Annotated in this window: 12 protein-coding genes and 1 pseudogene; 1 reads left to right on the plus strand and 12 read right to left on the minus strand. The window is 42.3% G+C overall.

Features of this window, described 5'->3' with window-relative positions; genetic code table 11:
* Positions 1-42 precede the first annotated feature (42 nt).
* From CDC33_RS04060 to CDC33_RS04095, 8 genes and pseudogenes are all read right to left on the minus strand, one after another.
* Complete coding sequence (locus CDC33_RS04060) at positions 43-2,358, minus strand: FUSC family protein (protein WP_109007406.1); 2,316 nt, start codon at positions 2,356-2,358, stop codon at positions 43-45.
* Positions 2,359-2,461: 103 nt separating this feature from the next.
* Positions 2,462-2,752: pseudogene (locus CDC33_RS04065) on the minus strand (hypothetical protein); the annotation flags it as partial.
* Positions 2,753-2,797: 45 nt separating this feature from the next.
* Positions 2,798-3,262, minus strand: a complete 465-nt coding sequence (locus CDC33_RS04070) for a pentapeptide repeat-containing protein (RefSeq protein ID WP_109007407.1) — start codon at positions 3,260-3,262, stop codon at positions 2,798-2,800.
* Between the two features lie 69 nt (positions 3,263-3,331).
* On the minus strand, positions 3,332-4,207 hold the full coding sequence (gene purU, locus CDC33_RS04075; RefSeq protein ID WP_109007408.1) for a formyltetrahydrofolate deformylase: 876 nt from the start codon (positions 4,205-4,207) through the stop codon (positions 3,332-3,334).
* 26 nt (positions 4,208-4,233) lie between these two features.
* Positions 4,234-4,860, minus strand: a complete 627-nt coding sequence (locus CDC33_RS04080) for a DUF4340 domain-containing protein (RefSeq protein ID WP_109007409.1) — start codon at positions 4,858-4,860, stop codon at positions 4,234-4,236.
* 80 nt (positions 4,861-4,940) lie between these two features.
* Entirely contained in the window at positions 4,941-6,608 is a 1,668-nt protein-coding gene (locus tag CDC33_RS04085) for a GldG family protein (RefSeq protein WP_109007410.1), read from the minus strand.
* Positions 6,609-6,792: 184 nt separating this feature from the next.
* Positions 6,793-7,605 (minus strand): ABC transporter permease, encoded by an 813-nt coding sequence (locus tag CDC33_RS04090; protein WP_109007411.1) that lies wholly within the window; start codon positions 7,603-7,605, stop codon positions 6,793-6,795.
* Positions 7,606-8,610, minus strand: a complete 1,005-nt coding sequence (locus CDC33_RS04095) for an ABC transporter ATP-binding protein (RefSeq protein WP_109007412.1) — start codon at positions 8,608-8,610, stop codon at positions 7,606-7,608.
* A 245-nt stretch (positions 8,611-8,855) separates the two neighbouring features.
* Here CDC33_RS04095 and CDC33_RS04100 point away from each other — a divergent pair, with 245 nt between their 5' ends.
* Positions 8,856-12,002, plus strand: a complete 3,147-nt coding sequence (locus tag CDC33_RS04100; protein ID WP_181373880.1) for a type 2 lanthipeptide synthetase LanM family protein — start codon at positions 8,856-8,858, stop codon at positions 12,000-12,002.
* Between the two features lie 337 nt (positions 12,003-12,339).
* On the opposite strand, the gene CDC33_RS04105 is transcribed toward CDC33_RS04100, so the two are convergent.
* The 4 genes from CDC33_RS04105 to CDC33_RS04125 form a co-directional block, all read right to left on the minus strand.
* Positions 12,340-12,825, minus strand: coding sequence for a hypothetical protein (locus tag CDC33_RS04105; RefSeq protein WP_109007414.1), 486 nt, complete (start codon positions 12,823-12,825; stop codon positions 12,340-12,342).
* An 82-nt stretch (positions 12,826-12,907) separates the two neighbouring features.
* The gene (locus CDC33_RS04110; RefSeq protein WP_181373881.1) at positions 12,908-16,747 is read right to left on the minus strand and encodes a WD40 repeat domain-containing protein; all 3,840 of its coding nucleotides are present in this window, start codon (positions 16,745-16,747) and stop codon (positions 12,908-12,910) included.
* Between the two features lie 19 nt (positions 16,748-16,766).
* Positions 16,767-17,714: a Het-E N-terminal domain-containing protein gene (locus CDC33_RS40180; RefSeq protein ID WP_244919135.1), complete on the minus strand. Its 948-nt coding sequence runs from the start codon at positions 17,712-17,714 to the stop codon at positions 16,767-16,769.
* Positions 17,715-18,208: 494 nt separating this feature from the next.
* Entirely contained in the window at positions 18,209-19,948 is a 1,740-nt protein-coding gene (locus CDC33_RS04125; protein WP_109007415.1) for a diflavin flavoprotein, read from the minus strand.
* Positions 19,949-20,067 lie beyond the last annotated feature (119 nt).

Here is a 20,067-nt window from a genome sequence, read left to right on the forward strand (position 1 = left end):
CAAGAGCTTGCCCCAATTCATCCCACTATTTTGTAACGCCAATTATTCTTGCAGACGAGCAATTACACAGTGCAGAACTTTAATTTCATTAACAATTCGATCCAGTTCTGTGGAGAGTGGAGTTTGTTCTCGAACGGCTTGTAATGTGGGAGTAAAAGTGTTGGAATTGGTAGCAATTTCTGATAACCGAGCAGTATGTAACTGTTCAATTTGGTAGTGAATTGCTTCGAGATAGTTATCCAGCGCTGGTAATGGTTGGGGTGGTTGTCCCTGCCCAAGGGCATCTGCTAAGTTTTCCAAAACTTGGACAATGGTATCAGCAAGTCGCTTTACTTCAGGAAATTGGTACTCACCGCTAAATTCCCGCAGATGTTCTGCTAAAGTTGTTACCGAACTGAAAAAGCCACGAATGTATATCATCAGCGTCATTACAGGTTCGATTTCTCCCTGAATGTGACGAGGTTCGCTGAATAATCGTTGAGCTGCGGCGTTGGCGTTGGCGTTCTCTAGTGCTGCTTGGTGGCGTAGCATGTTGATAGAATCAGCAAACGCATTATGTTCTGGATGGAGATAGTTAGCTATTACCTGTTGAAAGTAAGCAAGATTAGCTCGAATTGTCTTTTCCAGTTGTGCAGGAAGTTGCTGTCGTTCCCAACGAGGAAAAAGCAAATAGCTTCCAAGCAGTGCTAAGACACCCCCAGCGAAGCTATCGAAGATCCGCAATACTCCAACCTTCCAGCCACCTGCACTAATCATGTTAAGTAGCAAGATGATGGCGGGAGTCAGCAAGATGATAAATAAGCTGTAGCTTAACGATCGCACCGACATCGCTACAAATACCAGCAGCAGAAAACAGACTGCACTTGCTAATGAATTCTTAACTAGTAAAACCAGAGCAATACCGATAATTCCACCCAAAATAGTGCCAACGACTCTTTGTACTGTTGTCTGTGACGTTCCGCCAAAGTTGGGTTTAAGTGCAACTAAAGCTGTGAGCGTGATCCAGTAGCCTCTAGGTAGTTGGAATAGCGAGGCAATTAATTCAGCAAAAGTTGTGATTAGTGCGAGGCGCAACGCATGACGAAACAGGACTGAATCAAAAGTGAAATTATTTCGCAGCGTATCAATAATTGTAGAACGTTCTGGTTGGGCTGGCGGAGAAATGTCTCGCTGGGCAATGCTGTTGCGCTGTTTTCCCTGGCTTAAATCTGTAACAATCTCTGCATCAGTATGAATTTGCTCTACTAGTTTTGTCAGACTGGCTGTAATTTTCCCAAGGTTGAGGAGATCGGAATATTCATCTGTCTGAGCATTGATGGTTTGATTGAGGACTTGCGATCGCAGAACTTGCGTTTGGTGTTCTAGTGCTTCAAGACTCCGATCTAAATCCCCTAAGTGAGGTGAGTTTTTTCCTTTGGCGTAGACGCGAAGCGGCTTGTCGTTAGACATCGCTTGTGATAACATTTGCAGAGCGATTGCTGACTGTTCTAGCACTTGCTGAATTTCTGGCTGTAACCGAGAAAATAGTTGATGTTCAGATGCGATCGCTAATAGTTCGTTTAGTGCTATAACAGAATTGACAATTTGATTTATATCCTCAATTAATACGAGTAACTGATTTCCCCGCAGGGTAGCTCCTCTTTGCCTAGTCCAGATAGTTGTCCAGACGCTACGGGCAGATGTTAAGTTTTGAATGACTGTATCCTGAGCTTGCAAAAATCGCTCTTCCCACTGCTGCTGATTTTTTGGATTTAATGCTCTCTGGCTTGCCAAATCCACAAATCTGCTTAATGAGAGATAACAGTTAGCGACTGTCTGTATTGCAGGTACATCAGGACGCACCGCCCACAGTCCCAATGACAAGACAGTTGTCCATATTCCACCAGCTAGACATAGCCCACAGTGTTGAATAAGAGTAGACAGATTAGAAAATGAAGCGAATTTAGCCAGCGCAATTACAAACATGATCGAAGTAATCAAGCTGACAGATGCAGCCACATTGCCATAGAGATTTGCTAAACCTGCTATAAATATTACCAAGAACGTGGTCGGGACAGCTAACCAGAGGTGACTGCTAACCAAACTTGCGATTAGGAACATCACAGTTACCCCAATCGTAGCTGCGATCATAGCGATCGCTCGCTGACGGTAGGCTCCGTCAACATTTACCATCCCAACGAACCAAGCCGCCATAGTGGCGATCGCACTTTCAGCAGCATGACCTGTAATGATTCCAATTCCAATCGGGACACCCAGTATAAAAAGGCTACGCAATCCAGAAGCAATAGCGGGCTTACCTGGCTGGAGTTGAAACTGCTGCAACAACCAACTAAGAGGACGTTTATCTGTAGATGACATTATGAGACTGGCGACTATAACAAAGCGCGATCGCTTCTTAAAGCATTTTAGCCAGATATAACTGATGGCTTTACATTTGCTCCAATCTAAAATCACTCAAATACTACTGCTCTATTACCATAGACATAGACCAATAGACGATTTTGCAAGTGCGATCGGCAAAGACTGAGCCAACAATTTCATCAATTTCATCATGTGCTAGCTCATCACTCAGACATCCAAGTACTGCATCTTCTGAAATTGTTGCCTTTAGTTGATATTGCTCAAAAGGAATTTCTTCTTCCCGTTCATCTTTATAACGACAGACTACCCGCTTTTGGATTCCATATTTTAAAACACAAGGAATCTCTCTCACAGGTTGAATTTCTTCACCTAGTAAGGCATTAAGTAAGGTTGATTTTCCTTTTTATTAGCTGATTCATCTTCGCTTATAAATCAATCAAGTGTTGTTAGTGCGAATACTTCCATCTGGCATAGTAGTGTTGCAAAAGATAGCACCTTCGAACCAAGGATTTTCACTGAGTTTTGCTCCACTCAAGTTGCATCGGGTAAAATTGACATTGCCCATACTAGCTCCTTTAAGATGGGCATCGACCAAGCAAGCATCACTCAAATTAGCACTATCCAGAACAGCATAACGCAAATTAGCTCGTGTCAAATCGACTCCACAGAGATTGGCTCCATACAAGGAAGCTTGCCCAAAATCAGTCTCCCGGAGTTTAGAAGCGCTGAGATTGATATTATCCAAAAGCATTTCGGCGACCACAGCGCCATTCAAAATAATACCGCTCAAGTTGGTACTAGCCAGTTCGTCAGAACCTTCAATGTAGATGTTACTAAAATCCCTCTCCCCAGCAGCATACCTATTCAACAACTCACTGGCATCAACCAATTTTTTACTCATACACTCAACTTCCCGCGTAGGCGTAGCCCGCCGTAGGCATCGCTCTCTTACATTCCTTTTAGTATAAAATCACTCAAATACTACTGTTCTATTACCATATACTAATACACGATTTTGCAAGTGCGATCGCACTGCTCTTGCTAATACAACTCTCTCCAAATCTTTGCCTTTTCTTACCAAATCATCAACTTCATCACGGTGACTAACTCGCACCACATCTTGTTCAATAATTGGGCCTGCATCTAAATCAGCAGTGGCGTAATGAGCAGTTGCACCAATAATTTTTACCCCACGTTCAAAAGCTCGGTGATAGGGGTTTGCTCCGATAAAAGCTGGTAAAAATGAATGATGTATATTAATAATTTGTGGAAATTGACTAATAAAATCTGCACTAACAATCTGCATATATTTTGCCAATACAACTAAATCTATTTTGTACTTGCGTAATAATTCTAATTGTTGGGTTTCTTGTTCTGCTTTATTATCTTTATTGATAGGAATGTGCTGGAAGTCAATATTAAACTGTTCTGCAACTACCTTTAAATTAGAATGGTTACTAATAATTAAAGGAATTTCAGCAATAAATTCTTTGGCGCGTTGTCTCCAAATTAAATCAAATAGACAATGGTCTTGCCGACTTACCCAAATAGCAATGCGTGGTACTGTATCAGAAAAACGTAGTTCCCACTTAGCACCTAAAGGTTGTGCGAACACTCCGTGATGCTTCGCAAACGCACTAAATGCAGGAGCAATAAATTCTCGCGGTAAATTGAACCCATCTAATTGCCATTCAATCCGGGTAAGGAATAATCCAGCAGCAAAATCTGTATGCTGATCTGCATGGATAATATTACCACCATTAGAATAGATGAAATTAGCAAATTTCGCCACCAGTCCCCGTTGATCGGGGCAGGAAATCAGCAATGTTGCTGTCGGATTTGTCATAATAATATCGCCAGATTTTGAATTAATTATTTGCTGTTTGTGGGAGTTGGGTTAGGAATTGTGAGCGGAGGAAGTTTTTGACTATTATCTACAGGTTGTTTCCACTCTGATAGTTCCCGATTCACGGCATTTGCAAAATCTGTAGATACCAACAGTACATTTATATTTCCATCGGGTTTAGCAGTCGGGTCAGCTTGAGCATATAAGAAACGCCCGTTAAAGTTAGATTTACCCAAAATCAACTGATGGCTTTGTCGGTTTTTCAGGGTTATGTTGATGGTTGCTTGGGGTTGATCTAAGGCGAATTCTTTAAGCTCTTTTGGTGGAGTTGAAAGAGTGCGTTCACTATTACCTTTGACCAACAAATCCATCAAATAAGAAACAATGGCATCATTTGCTGGCCCCAATATCGGAGATTTGATTAACCACTTGGGGTTACTACTAGATTCAGGGTTCCGTTCCAGATTCAGAGTGAGTTTTTTTGTCGTGACTGTTAAAGACTGCACATCATCTTCTCCAAAAGAGAAAATTCGCTGCTTTTGCTCCTTGGTTTCTTCTCGCACAGTCGCACCCCGAATTTCATGGAAGTAAACAAAACCACCTAAACCCAACGCTAGCAGTATCAAAATTAAAGTTGTTCTTGGCAATTTCATTTTTAGTCATTTGTCATTGGTAAAGAGTTAATATTTATAACTCCGAACTCTTGTACATACGCGATTAATCGCGTCTCTTCTTACCTTCGTTTCCACCAAATAATAACTGCGATCGCAAACCCAATTAAGGGTAAAAGCAACAGAGATAACAGTATTAAAAGATTGGCTTGTGTGGTTGTCAAGGTTATCCGGCGGTTTTTCGGTTCTTTGGGGCGAATAGAAAGGGGTTGCTGATCCTGTTGACTCAGCCAAGTAACTGAGTTGAGGAATACATCTCCATTTAATTGCTGTTGAAACAAACCATCTGTGGCGAACTCGGAATTTCCTAAAACCACTAACCGGGACTCGGTGGCTGTTTGAGATGAGGGAGCAGGGGAGGCAGGGGAGGCAGAGGAGGCAGGGGGAGTGGGGGAAGCCTTGCTTTTAGTGGTTGGTGATGGGATTGGTGAAGGTGTCGGTGCAGGTTGGGGAGTGGAAGCAGATTTGGGTGTTTGTTTTCTGCTTAAGGCAACGCCCAAGGTTAGAGGCCCTTTGAGGTCTTTACCCTCATTAAACTCTAACTTTTCGCTTTGGAGGTCGCTTTCTGCCCAACTGTTGGGGTAGGGTTTGGTTTTTAGCAGAGGAGTAGCTTCGACACCAGGTACAGAGGTAATTTCCAGTGGTCGGGCAATGGGATAAAAAGAATTACCGTTATCGAAATTTTTGGTAATCGGATGTTGTCCGTATTCTGTCACTAAGGGCGCAGCAGGCCCACGTCCCACGATGCTTCCGCCAGAGACATCGACTGCTAAACGATTGTCCAGACGAACACCCCACTCTTGCAGCAAGCTGTTAAGTTTGGGATCGGTATTAGGATCAATCATCAGCAGTAAGTTACCACCGCGATTAAGATATTCTTGCAAAGCTTTGACTTCACCTTCAAACAGCCCTCGTTTGGGGCCAGCTACTATTACTACAGCCGCATCTTCAGGAACTTTAGAAGTTTCTCCTAAATTCAGGGGTGATGTTGTAAAACTTTTATCGCCTAATGCCTGAACTGCTTGTGATATTGCACCTTTACCAGGTGAAAGTTGGCGTTCGCCATGACCTTGGAGTAAGTAAGCTTTAGCTGTGGTTGAATTTGTTAGTTGTTGCAGACGACTAGTTAATCTGATTTCCGACAGACGCTCATTTTGATTTACTGTTTGTACTAATTGTCGTTTCTCCCCAGATTCTAAATAAACTTCGCCATAATCTTTAACGCCAAACTTCTCTGCAATTCCTGGCCTAGTTTGGGGGTCGATGTACTCATATTTAAATTTTGAGCTTTGACGTTGATAATTTTCTAGTAATTCTCGGTCTTGGGGATTTTGGTTGGTATCAAACACCCACACCTTAACTGGCTGTGGTAGAACCCTTACCAGTTCGCGTGACTGGGGCGCAAGGGTAAATAATTGAGCCTCTGTTAAGTCTGCCCGCAAGTGATAGCGAGTTCCCAAAAAGTTAATCAATCCTAAAATTGCTAACACTGCCAGAGTTGCCACTAAAGCATTAGTACCAGCTTGAGTAGAACGACGCTTCCACCAGTTAGTCTCATAACTTTGCCATATTATCCCCAACCCACTGATGACAATTCCGGTAATTATAAATGCTAATGGGATTAGTCCCCACGATTCAGAGACTAATCCAACTGTTAAGCCGACAGTAATTAGGAACGGGCCCAACCAAAACAGATATTTCCACAGTTTCTTTTTTGCAATTATCTTCATATTTTTAAACTGAAGTGAGGAGTTAGAAGTTCGGAGTTATGAGTAGGGCTTACACAATGACTCTTTGAAACTCTTATTTATTCGCGTCCTTTGTGTCCTTTGCGGTTCGTTTTTTCATTTTTTTACGTAAGTCCTGATGACTTTTAACTCCTCACTCCTAACTTTTAACTCATAACTTATATAACTATTGCCTTTGAAAGCGCAGTGCATCAATTGATTGAGCTGTGAGAAAGATGCCCAAAAATATGTAACTGGCGAATAAAATTAAGGCGCTGGTATCAAAAATGCCTTGAATTAAGGTGTTGTAATGTTTCAGTAATGACAGATAGCCTAATGCTTCGCCCACGGGGCCAGGGACAATTTTGGCGATTAAATCAATCAATAACAATAATAAAATTACTGCAAAGGTGAAAACGGCAGACAGAATTGTACTGTCTGTTAATGAAGAAATAAACATTCCTAAAGATAAAATTGCTGCTGCTAGCAAGATTAATCCAAAATGACCTAGTAAGGGAATTGAGAGCGCCATTGGTGGATTTGATCCACTGATTGCGATCGCTTCAAACACTAGCATGGGTACAACCATCGTGGTAAAAAATGTTAGTACACCTAATAACTTACCTAAAGCTACCGCCCAATTGGTGATTGGTGATGTGGCTAATAATTCTAAAGTGCCGCGCTTACGTTCTTCGGCATAGAGTCCCATCGAGAGAATTGGCAGGATAAATAACAATAGCCAACCCATGCGATCTAAAAATGCCCGGATAAATTCATAAGGGACATCTATCGGCGGTACTGGCACTCCGAGTTGTTGCCCTTGTGCATCTATTGCCGCAACTCCTACCAAAATGCCATCTGGCCCTAGCAAAATCATCACGAAGAATAACCCCGCAATGAACCAAAATATGCCTGCGATCGCATAAGCCAAAGGTGATACAAAATAACTCTGTAACTCTCGGCGATAAATGGCAATAATATTACTCAGCACTACACCCATTTACGCTGCCTCTCTTTCGTTGTCTGCTGCTAAGTCTACCTCAGTCTCGAAATTTTTCTCTTCTGTGGTCAGTTGCAAGAATACATCTTCTAAGGTGGCGTTAACTCGCCGCAGTTCATGTAAACCGAATCCTGCCCGCACTAATGTTGTGGCAATATCTTTTCCTGGTTCTTTTCCCGGTTGCGATATTACCCGCAGGTAAGCGCGATTTGCCTGGGGTTGATGGCCTCCAGTTGTCGGAATTGATTCTATCAAACTCACACCCGCGACTTTTTGCAATACCTGTTTCGCTAAGGCAGCTTCTCCTTCTATTTCCAATTCATACCCGGAACCACCTGTCAACTGAGTCATCAAGTTTTCTGGTGTATTAGTTGCCACGACTTTACCGCGATTGATGATGGCAACGCGGCTACAAGTCATGCTCACTTCTGGCAGAATGTGTGTGGAAAGAATAATTGTGTGAGTACCAGCGAGGCTTTTAATTAGATTCCGCACCTCAATTATTTGTCGGGGATCGAGTCCAACGGTGGGTTCATCTAAAATGATCGCTGGTGGATCGTGGACGATCGCTTGAGCAATTCCTACTCTTTGGCGGTATCCTTTAGAGAGCTTGCGAATAATCACCCGCCGCTTATCTTCTAAATTGCAGCGTTCGATAGCGGCTGTTACCTTGTTGGGGCGATCGCCTGCTGATACTCCCTTAATTCGGGCGACAAAATGCAAAAATCCTTCCACCGTCATCTCTGGATATAACGGCGGTGTTTCCGGTAGATAACCAATGCGTTGGCGTACAGCTAGGGAATTTTCATGGACATCATAACCAGCAATCCGGGCATTTCCATTGGTTGCCGGTAAATAACCAGCCAAAATTCTCATGGTTGTAGTTTTACCAGCGCCATTAGGGCCCAACAACCCTAAAATTTCCCCAGGTTCGACGCTAAAAGTGACATCAGTAATCGCTGGGGTGGAACCGTATATTTTACTTAGATGTTCAACTTCGATCATCGGTATAGTGGCGATCGCAATTTATAGAATACCCAACAATCTTAGATCACGATATTGGGTATGGGGGACTGGCACAAAGATTAGCTGACAAAGGGTAAAGTTCCTGAAAAACTTCTTTCTGTCAAAATAGCTCATAGTCCCCAATCCCAACTTCTACTGGACTGGCGTTCTAGCGGTATTATAAATTACGAATTACGTAACTTGCTTATTGCATGATTGCGCTACCAAGGAATGTTTGCCAAAAAATGAAAGTTAAAACATCTGACTTAACGCAGATTATTGCTCAAGCTAGCTGTTTATCTGAACGTATGGGTAAACAGTTACAAGTTATTGATAGCGAACAACAACTAATATCATGTCTTCAGCGATGGTGTAAGGTAAGTGCTCACGGAAACTGGGAAAAATTCCAGAAGCGGCTACTTTGGGACGGGTTAGATGTTGAGCAAGTACAGCAGGCTTTGCGATCGCTCCCTATAGTGGATAGCCAAGTTTTACCAGTTTGGGCAGAGACTTTGAGGGCGATGATTGAAACCGCTTATAACTTTCATCCCCCATCATTAATTCCGATTAACCCGCAAGAACATATAGCCTTTCAAGAGCTATTGCTACCAGCAATCTCTGTAGCGCGACAGCAGTTATTAACTCGTTTGGGTACTAATTCCCTATCGGACGAGCATCTACCTTTAAAAATACTCTCTAAGTCCTCTTACCTCACCTTTGAGCGTAGCTTGCTGGAAAAACTACTCAATCTCAGTGCTAAAACTTTGACAACAGAATATTCCCGTTCTGTTGCTTTGATGGAAATACAATTACAAAACCAGACTACTCCTCAAGATGAATACAATACTTTTGTGGAGAACCTCTTAGGGGATGGGATGTTAGGGTTTTTCCAGCAATATCCCGTTTTAGGACGCTTAATGGCAACTGCTATTAATTTTTGGGTGGAAGAAATAGCAGATTTTCTCCACCGTCTGCAAGTAGATATTCCAGCAATTCAGCAAACATTTTCACCATCCCAGCCTGATCTAGGAAAAGTCCTTGACGTTCAGCCTTCCCTTTCCGATCCCCATCATCAAGGAAGAACGGTAACTGCCCTTACCTTTGAGTCAGGGCTAAAATTAGTATACAAACCCAAAGGCTTAGGGGCAGAAGTAGCTTTTACTCAGTTCTTAAATTGGTGCAATCAGCAGGATATTTCCTTACTTTTCAAAGTTCTGAAAATATGCGATCGCTCTGATTATGGCTGGGTAGAATATATTGAGCATCTACCCTGTGCAGACAAAGCAGCAGCACAACGATTTTACCAGCGATCGGGAATGCTATTGTGTTTACTGCATATCTTAAGAGTAACTGACTGTCATCATCAGAATTTAGTCGCCAATGGGGAACATTTTATCCTGGTGGATATGGAAACCCTTATGCAACCAGAAGCAAAACTGATAGCAGACTTTCCCCAAGAAACGGAAGTTGAGAAAATAGTAGGTAAACAGTTCTGGGATTCTGTAGTCCGTACCGGATTTCTGCCTCGTTGGGGTTTTCTAGAAAATGGCTGCATTGCTTATCAAAATAATGCCCTCAGCAGATGTCAGAATCATCCCTCTCCTGCACTAACGAACGTACCCATGTTAGATGGTATTCCTCTGGAAGGTGTGGACTATCTTGATGAAATCGTGTGGGGATTTGAACAGATGTATCGTCTGTTAATTTCCCGTAAGCATATTTTACTAGCTGAGGATAGTCCTTTGGCGGCATTGAAAAATGTGCAAGTGCGATTTATGTTTAGGATGAGTAAGGTTTATGCAAAAATTTTAGAACACATTCAATCCCCAAAATGGCTGCGTAATGGAATTGATAGAAGTATAGAAATTGATCACCTAAGTCGAGCATTTCTGGTTATTGACGAAAAACCTCATTATTGGCGGATTTTATCAAATGAACTCCAGGCAATGGAGCAGTTAGATATTCCCTATTTTAGTGCTTGTCCTGGCAGCGATGAACTAGTGTTAGAGCCGGGGAAATCTATTGCAGAGTATTTCCAGGAGCCAAGTTACAAAACTGTGCAGACTCAGCTAGAAAGCTTAAGTACAGAAGATTTAGCGCAACAAGTGGAGATTATTAAAGGTTGTTTTTATGCCGAAGGAAAGACAGTAAATTTACAGGGAAATTCAATCACTCTAGATTCCGTGAAAAGTCAGAGCCATAGCCTGGTTCCTTTGACAAAAGAACAGTTACTGCAAGAAGCAACACGACTGGCAGAGGAGATTCAAGCACGGGCAATTTGGGGAAGTGATGGTAGTGTGAAGTGGATTGGTTTTAACTACTTTCCCAATGCTAAGTGTTTTCAGTTTGAACCTTTGGGTGACAATCTTTACAACGGTAATAGCGGTATTGCTCTATTTTTGGCAGCTTTGGATTATGTGAGGGGAACAAACCAGTTCCGAGAATTGGTGATGGGAGCGTTGTTTTCTACCCGCAAGTTTTTACAGACATTTGATTTTGAATCCCATCGCAGGTTTGTCAGACAAGGAATTGGGGGTGGTATGGGTTTAGGTTCCCTCATTTACGGTTTGGTGACAACTAGCCAATTTCTTAGACAACCTGCACTGATGGAAGATGCAGCGAAGATTGCCAATTTCATTACCCCCGAATTGATTGCGGCTGACCAGCAATTTGATATTATTTATGGGGCATCTGGGGCTATTTTGGGGTTGTTGTCCCTCTATCACCACACTCAAGAGCCAAAGATTTTAGAACCGGCTATTAACTGCGGTCAGCATTTATTAAACCATCAAGTGAAGGCGGCAGGAATACCCCAGGCTTGGAATATTTTACAGCAAGGGCAATATATAGGTTTCTTTCATGGCGCAGGGGGAATTGCTTATGCTCTACTCAGGCTCTATGCTGTCACCGCAGATTCCGCCTATTTAGCAGCAGCAAAGGCAGCAATTACTTATAAGTGGAGTGTCTTTCAACAACAACCAGAAGAAAATATCCAATGCAGTAGGTTTGATATTGCAGAGGAAATTCTTTTAGCACGTTTAGCTAGCTTATCTATATTAAATACAAATGATGTTGATCAAGAATTAGAAATAGTTTTAAGAACGACATGCACAAATGATTTGATTGATGTAGATTCTATTGAGTGCGGTAATTTTGGCAAGATAGAGATGCTGTTGTTAGCTGCACAAAAACTTAACCGCCCAAAGTTACGAGAAGAGGCACTTATAAGAGCTTCTTATATAGTAAATAATGCTCAACTTGTTGGAGGTTATCAGTTTTTAAAATTGCCAAGTTCTGTGTTTAATCCTGGTTTATTTCAAGGGACTACGGGGATTGGTTATGAGTTATTGCGGTTGGTTGAAGATTCCCTTCCTTCAATATTATCCTTTTAGTATCGTGTGCGAATTTTTAAACCTTCTTTTTTTTAAGTTTAACTTCTGCCTTGACAGTAAATTTGAAGTTGTTCACTTCGATTTTTAACTATGTTACTACTCAAGTAGGCTCGGTCAATGAGTAGTTCTGGTAGTTCCGCATTTTGCTTTTGTAAGTCCTGCTCAATTCTATTGGTGAAAAATGCTTTTGGAGCATTAGCTTTAATAATACCAATGGCTCGAATTATTTCGGTGCTAGCTGCTATTGAGTAATCGCTATTAAACTAATGCTAAATACTCCAAAAGTGACAATGGCTAAAACACTTATTTTTCACGTTTATTTCCGAAAGTTTGCGATCTACCGAATGTAGGAAAGCTGACCAGTATGAAGGTCTACTCTAAAGCCCCGATGTGCACGTTTTTGTATGATGGGAGCTGTGGCTCTAAGATTATTCCATATTACTGCGGCTGCTTGCCATGAAATAGGGATACCAGAATCTTTAAGTCGACGCTCGATAAAGGCAATTTCTTGATGATCATCGTGACCTCTCGCAAATTGAGCAAACTCACCATAAGACATTATCTTATAGTTATATAAGATAATGTCTGAATTATAGCTAGTGATATATCTTGGACGACCAGCTATTAATTCTAACTCCTCATCGCCCAATTCTACATCTACATCCTCATCTAAAACCTTTGTTCCATACACTTGCTGTAATAAATGATTGGGTGTAGATCCATCAATATTAGATATAGCTACTGATTTCACCTGGTTAATCGATGGTGAAATTGGGAGATCGGCAAGGGGGGAGGTAAGGACAAATAAAACGATGTCTAGCATGATTTTCCGTACTTGGTATTAATTTACAGTAATTCTCTTCTGAGTTTACACTGAGCAATAAGAGTTTAGTTAGAAAAAAAATCTAAAGAAGAAAGCTTTGTCCAAAGTCCAATTGCCAATTATCACCTAGCCAAGCAGTAATGTTAGTGATATGTGGCCGAAGTTTTCCGATCATAGAAGCAAACCCTTCGGCTTTCTTTGCATAGTCAAAAGCTCGGTCTAATGCCTTACGCACCTCGTTTTTATCTGGTTGTGGCTTATTTAGCTCCTCCTGGGCATCTTCAAAGGCATTGCCAATTTTACGACGGTCTGAGGTTTCTAACTTCGCTAGGATCTCATGTAAGGCATTGAGTTCTGCTTGTATGTCGACGCTTATAGGAATGCCTACACCGTCACACAGATGCTTATCGCTCTCATTATCAGGGGGATTAGTTTTAAAGTACTCGCGCATAAAATTGCGCCCTTCCTTAAGTAAATACTCAAAATCCCATCTCCACAGTTTTACGGTGTTGTCAGCACTTGCAGAAGCCAGCATTTTACCATCGGGGCTGAAGCTGACTCCCAAAACCCGTTCTGTATGCCCAGTTAAGGTTTTAATTTCTTTGCCAGTGGAGGTATCCCACAATTTCACTGTGTTGTCAGCACTTGCAGAAGCCAGCATTTTACCATCGGGGCTGAAGCTGATCCTATTAACCTCGTTTGTATGCTCAGTCAGGGTTTTAATTTCTTTGCCAGTGGAGGTATCCCACAGTTTTACGGTGTTGTCAACACTTGCAGAAGCCAGCATTTTACCATCGGGGCTGAAACTGACCCCCCGAACCACATCTCTATGCCCAGTTAGGGTTTTAATTTCTTTGCCGGTGAAAGTATTCCACAGTTTTACCGTGTTGTCAGCACTTGCAGAAGCCAGCATTGTACCATCGGGGCTGAAGTTGACTCCCCAAACCGCATTTCTATGCCCAGTTAGGGTTTTAATTTCTTTGCCGTTAGAGGTATCCCACAGTTTTACCGTGTTGTCATCACTGGCAGAAGCCAGAATTTTCCCATCGGGGCTGAAGCTAACCCACTTAACACAGTTTGTATGCTCAGTTAGGGTTTTAATTTCTTTGCCGTTAGAGGTATCCCACAGTTTTACCGTGTTGTCATCACTGGCAGAAGCCAGCATTGTACCATCAGGGCTGAAGCTGACCCCCAAAACCCAGTTTGTATGCCCAGTTAGGGTTTTAATTTCTTTGCCGTTAGAGGTATCCCACAGTTTTACTGTGTTGTCAGCACTTGCAGAAGCCAGCATTTTACCATCGGGACTGAAGCTGACCCACCCAACCTCTTCTGTATGCCCAGTTAGGGTTTGAATTTCTTGTCCGGTGGAGGTACTCCACAGTTTTACCGTATTGTCAACACTGGCAGAAGCCAGCATTTTACCATCGGGGCTGAAGTGAACCTCCCAAACCGCATCTGTATGCCCAGTTAGGGTTTTAATTTCTTTGCCGGTGGAAGTATCCCACAGTTTTACCGTGTTGTCATCACTGGCAGAAGCCAGCATTTTACCATCGGGGCTGAAGCTGACCCCCAAAACCGCATCTGTATGCCCAGTTAGGGTTTTAATTTCTTTGCTGGTAGAGGTATCCCACAGTTTCACCGTCTTATCTTTACTGGCAGAAGCCAGCATTTTACCATCGGGGCTGAAGCTGACCCCCCAAACCTCGTTTGTATGTCCAGTTAGGGTTTTAATTTCTTTGCCGGTGGAGATATCCCACAGTTTTACCGTGTTGTCATGACTCGCAGAAGCCAGCATTTTACCATCGGGGCTGAAGTTGACCTCCCAAACCTCGTTTGTATGTCCAGTTAGGGTTTTAATTTCTTTGCCGATGGAAGTATCCCACAGTTTTATCGTCTTGTCATAACTCGCAGAAGCCAGCATTTTACCATTGGGGCTGAAGCTGATCCTATTAACCTCATTTGTATGCCCAGTTAGGGTTTGAATTTCTTGTCCGGTGGAGGTATCCCATAGTTTCACCGTCTTATCTTTACTGGCAGAAGCCAGCATTTTACCATCGGGGCTGAAGCTGACCCGCCAAACCCAGTTTGTATGCCCAGTTAGGGTTTTAATTTCTTGTCTAGTGAAGGTATCCCACAGTTTCACCGTGTGGTCATCACTCGCAGAAGCCAGCATTTTACCATCAGGACTGAAGCTAACCCCATTAACCGAGTTTGCGTGTCCTCCCAAAGTATTGGGTGCGACAACATTGTGAACTGTATTTAATAACGCCAGTTCTACCTGGATGCGGGTATCTTCATCTACGTAAGGTAAACCAAGCATTTTTTCAGCAGCCATTACACTTGATTTGACAGCTTTTCGTCTATCTGAGTACAAAAATCCATCAGAAACTTGAGCTAAGGTATTAATTTGATTGATTTCCTGACTCCACCTTCTGCGTTCTTGCTCTTTTTGTTCGCGATCGCGCAGTTCTATACTAGTCTGGATAAATTCTTCCTCTTCTTCGCACAGATATTCTCGGCGTTCTTTGAGCTTTTGTTCCGCATCCGCCAACGCTACACCCCGCAACAATGCCCCTTCATCTCGCTGCGTCTTTTTCCATTGATCGATTCCTATTCGCAACCGATCTTGCCAAGCGCGAAAAATACGGTCTGTGTTCATCCATTGTTGTAATTGACTCCAATTACGAATCAGCGCTTCATGGACAACCTCCACTGTTTCTTGATCTTCTGGATTACGACTAGTAACTACTAATCGCGCATCTGCTAATTGTTTCACCAATCCCCAGCTTGCTTCACCTAATTCGGCTTTCGTCGCCAATCGCCGCGTATCTTCTGTTCCTTCCCCCGGACGCACTAATTGGATGAAAATTCGCCGTACTTTTTTCTTCTCGTCATCTGTTAAGTTGCCATATTTTTTATCAGCATGGCGAGCTAGGGCACCTTTTACCTCACCTATGTCCTCATAAGCTGCATGAGTTAACTGTTTTCCCTTTCGCTGCTTCCACAATTCTGTTAATGCAAACTCCAACAGAGGTAAATTACCGGGTTCTGACTCTACATCATGCAAAATACGTTTTACCAGTCCCTCTTGAAAAGTTACCTCTAACGTCTTAGCAGGCTTAACAATTACTTGCTCAAGTTCTTCATAATTCATTGACCTGATAAGCTTGATATCAGTTTTTAATAGATCTCCAAAAGGAGGATATAACAGCGCATTTCCCAAGAAATCTGCCCGCATTGTTGCAACTAGTACATGCTTGTAGTGTGATTGAGAAGGACAAGATGGAAAGCTAGCTAATAAAGTATCCAGGAAATTACGGCGAATTTTATGATCCGTGCATAGAGTATAAATTTCTTCAAATTGATCGGCAATTAGCAACACCTGATGCGTGGGATGATTTTGATGAATCTGGCCAAATACATCAGCTAGAAGCACATCTTTATTCTGCAAATATTTTGCTAACTGACGAGCTTGAGCTATCCGTTCAGTAGCATTCAAATCTGGAGTATAAAGTGGAACTAGCGCTAAAGCCAGGGCATGGAAAGGATCTGAATCGGGACGGAAGTGAGTAAATAGCCAGTGACCTTCATTTTGAAGTTTGGGCACCAATCCCGCCAGAACTATCGAAGATTTACCACTTCCAGAAGCACCCAAAACGGGTATAAAATTACAGGTTTGAGTCGCCTCGAAAAGTTCTACTGTACATACCTCACGTCCAAAGAAAAACTCTGCATCATTGGGACTAAAGTGAAACAAACCGCGATAAGGACAAGGAAGATTGTCATCAGCAACATCAACAGATGTAGGTTTTACCTCTTCCCTGTAATAGAAGTAGTTGTAGATAATGTTGTGATCGCCAACCTGAACACCTTTAACTTCACCTTGAAACTCTGTGTGGTTTTTGGGATTATCTTCAGTCATTCAGATACTCCAGTGGCTTTTAAGCAAATTTGTTTTCTTGTTTGTTGTGATCACCGACCTGGGAACCTTTAACTTCACCTTGAAACACTACATTGGTTTTACTTGGTACTGACTCTTTAGGCTTTTCCTGTTTCAGTAACTCCTGTGCTAACTTAATAATTTCTGCATCCTTATCAACTCCTAGATTGATTAACTCTTCTTTAAGCATCGCTTTAAAGGCTTCTGAATCCAGCTTTTTCTCATGCTTGTCTATAATATTGCTATCATCTTCTTTACCCTGTTCAGCAAACTTCTTTTTAATCAACGTTTTCAAACCCTGATAAGCATCTTTAACTGCTGTTCCTGCCGTATCCTTAGTAGCAGCAAGCGCACCAGTACCTAAAGCAGCAACAATGAGAGAAATAGAATCCATTAAAGAAATCTCCTTTGTTTTTTGTGGTTTATCTATATTTATTCTTGTTTTAATAACTGGAATTTCCGCTTGGGAAAGGTTTTCTAGTTTAATCGCCACTAAACCTTCCTGAAACGCTCTTGGAAATACACCTTGAATTTCTGAAGTTGTGTAACCCAATCCATCATAAAAACCTTGAGCGAACTGGATTGCGGATTTATCCTGAATCTCCTGGTTCATGCCAATGGCAAAATTAATATATTTACTAATTGCCTCGGCAGATTTGACAGAGTGGCAAGCATTTAATAGCACACAGTTTACATAATCTGCGTGTAATTCAAACAGCGATGCCAGCCCTTCTGGTGGCACAGCTTTGTTCTGTCCTTCATTATCTTCTAACAACAAACTTCCATCTTCTAAACCGTGTCCGCAGAAATGGACAATTTGGGGTTTTTCTTCTGCGATAGCTCTGCGAATATCCTGGGGCCTAACAGCAGTCCTAATATCAACATCAAACGTATCCCGCCTTACGGCACGTCGGATGCATTCTTCAACTTCCCTAATTTCTTTATCCAAGCGCAAACCGTGGGGAATTGCTGCCAGAATCAAGATTTTTTGTGGCTGAGTAGCTTGTTCTTTAACCATCTTCCACTCTTGATGATTGGATTAGACTCTACCAGATTGGGAAGGGATAAATACTACTTCAAAGCTAAATTTAATAATTCCGAAAAGTTGTTCTTTTTGTCATGCTCTCCTAAAGCCAGTTACCAAGATGGATTTATCCCCTTGGACTACACGTTCTTGACAAATGTGCAATTACCTTAACGTCTTACCGATTGTACTAGGGAAAAAACGCGAAAAATCAAAACCTCTCTTTTCTAAGGCTAGGGTGCACACACAATTTTCTTGATCATACAATCACATTGCATCGACTGACAATGCTATTTTCCTCATTCCCCTGCTGTGTATGGGAATAAGGAAAGCTTCATCAAGCTAGGTTTTTAGCACTTGTATGTACACCGTAGCCTCTGAGAAGGAAAGAGGTTTTCCAGATACCGTAAAAAGTCAGGTTAATAATAACTACCAGATTTACGATGCTCCAAAGCAGTGACACCTTCATTTTCCAACACTTCACCGTGATCGATGACGGCATAAATTAACCATCGATCGCCACATTCAAGCTGATTTTGCACCGTACATTCTAAATAGGCTAATGCCTCATTCAAAATCAAACAACCATTAAGAGCAGTTTTTGTGTCAAGATTCGCAAAGGGATTATCGCCTAAAGTGCTGTGACGAGAAAAATACCGTCGGACATTTCTTCCTTCTTTAAGGATATTCAACACAAATTTATCACCAGGATGATGCATTAACTCTGCATTTTGCTCGTTAGCGATCGCAATCATAATTCCTGGCGGGTTAAAAGTTGCCTGCGATACCCAAGAAGTTAAAACCCCTTTGTGAGTTTCTTCATCACGAGTTGTCACAACACACAGAGAACCAATGATCCGCCCCACTGCTTGTTCGGTACGATCTACATGGGCTTCTGTCACAACCTGGCGGGAAGAACGCAGTTTTTTAGTTTTCTTCAAGTTTTGGGCAAATAAAGCACCTGCTTCTTGACACTGCTGAAGAATCTCAGGAGTAGGACTGAAACGCACCCGAAGTGTTTCAAATCCTAGTTGATAATTAGCATCTTTAAGCTTGCTTTCTATTAAATCTATTGCCTCGCCACTCCAACCGTAAGAACCAAATACCCCTGCTAACTTAGTTTTAGCCGCCACAGAGAGAACTATTCCTAAAGCAGTTTGAATTTGAGTAGGTGCATGTCCGCCTAAAGTGGGTGAACCGATAATCAAGCCATCGCAAGTTTCTACAATGCGGTTAATCTCCGCAGAATCGGCTAGTTCACAGTTAATCGATTCTACATTAACTCCATTTTGGATCAAACCTTGAGCGATCGCATTCGCCAGAATTGCTGTATTTCCATAAGCAGAAGCATAAAGCAAAGCGACACTCAATTCTTGAGATTTTTGCCCTTGACACCATTGACGGTAATCATAAGTAAAACGGCTGAGGCTGTAACGGACAACTGGGCCGTGTGCTGGGGCATAACATCTGGCTCCCAAAGCTGACAATTTATCTAAGGCTACTTCAACTTGTTTAGCTTGGGGCGCATGGAGACATTCAAAATAGTAACGACGTTCCGCATCTAACCCTTTCCAATCTTCATCAAACAAAGTATCGTCGCAAATATGAGCGCCAAAAAGTTTATCTGTGTAGAGAATTTTTGTGGCAGCATCATAAGTACAAAGTCCATCCGCCCACCGGGGAGTTGGTACGGTGACAAATGATAGATGATGTCCTTGTCCTAAATCTAGAGTATCCCCCGATCGCACCGCTTGAATACGTGACTCCAATTCGGGAAAGGCGGTTTTGAGAGCATTGGCGGCGGGGCGAGAACAAATTATAGTGGCTTGAGGAACTTGAGAGAGCAATACTTGCAGAGTTGCGCTGCGGTTGGGATTGACATGACCGAGAACAATGTAATCTAGCGTGGTGAAGTTTAAATGTTGTGCAAGTTGCTGAAGGTAAATTTCGGTAAAAGATTCGCCAGGAGGGTCAATTAAAGCCTTTTTATCTGCTTGAATCAGATAAGAATTCGCTGTAGTTCCTCGTTGGCGGGAATACTCCACCTCAAATTTTAATCTGTCCCAAGTCCGCGATCGTAGAATCAGAGTATTTTTACCAATTTCAACAACTTGTACATCTCTGCTATGGTTGGGCGTTAATGTGGCGGCAGTAGACATAATAACCTCTTAATTGGGAATTGGGCATTGGGCATTGGGCATGGGGCATTGGGCATTGGGAATTGGGAATTGGTTATTATCCTTGTCTCCCTTATCTCCCTAATTTCTAACTCTTAACT

This window comes from Nostoc commune NIES-4072, from assembly GCF_003113895.1.
GTDB classification, from domain to species: Bacteria; Cyanobacteriota; Cyanobacteriia; order Cyanobacteriales; family Nostocaceae; genus Nostoc; species Nostoc commune.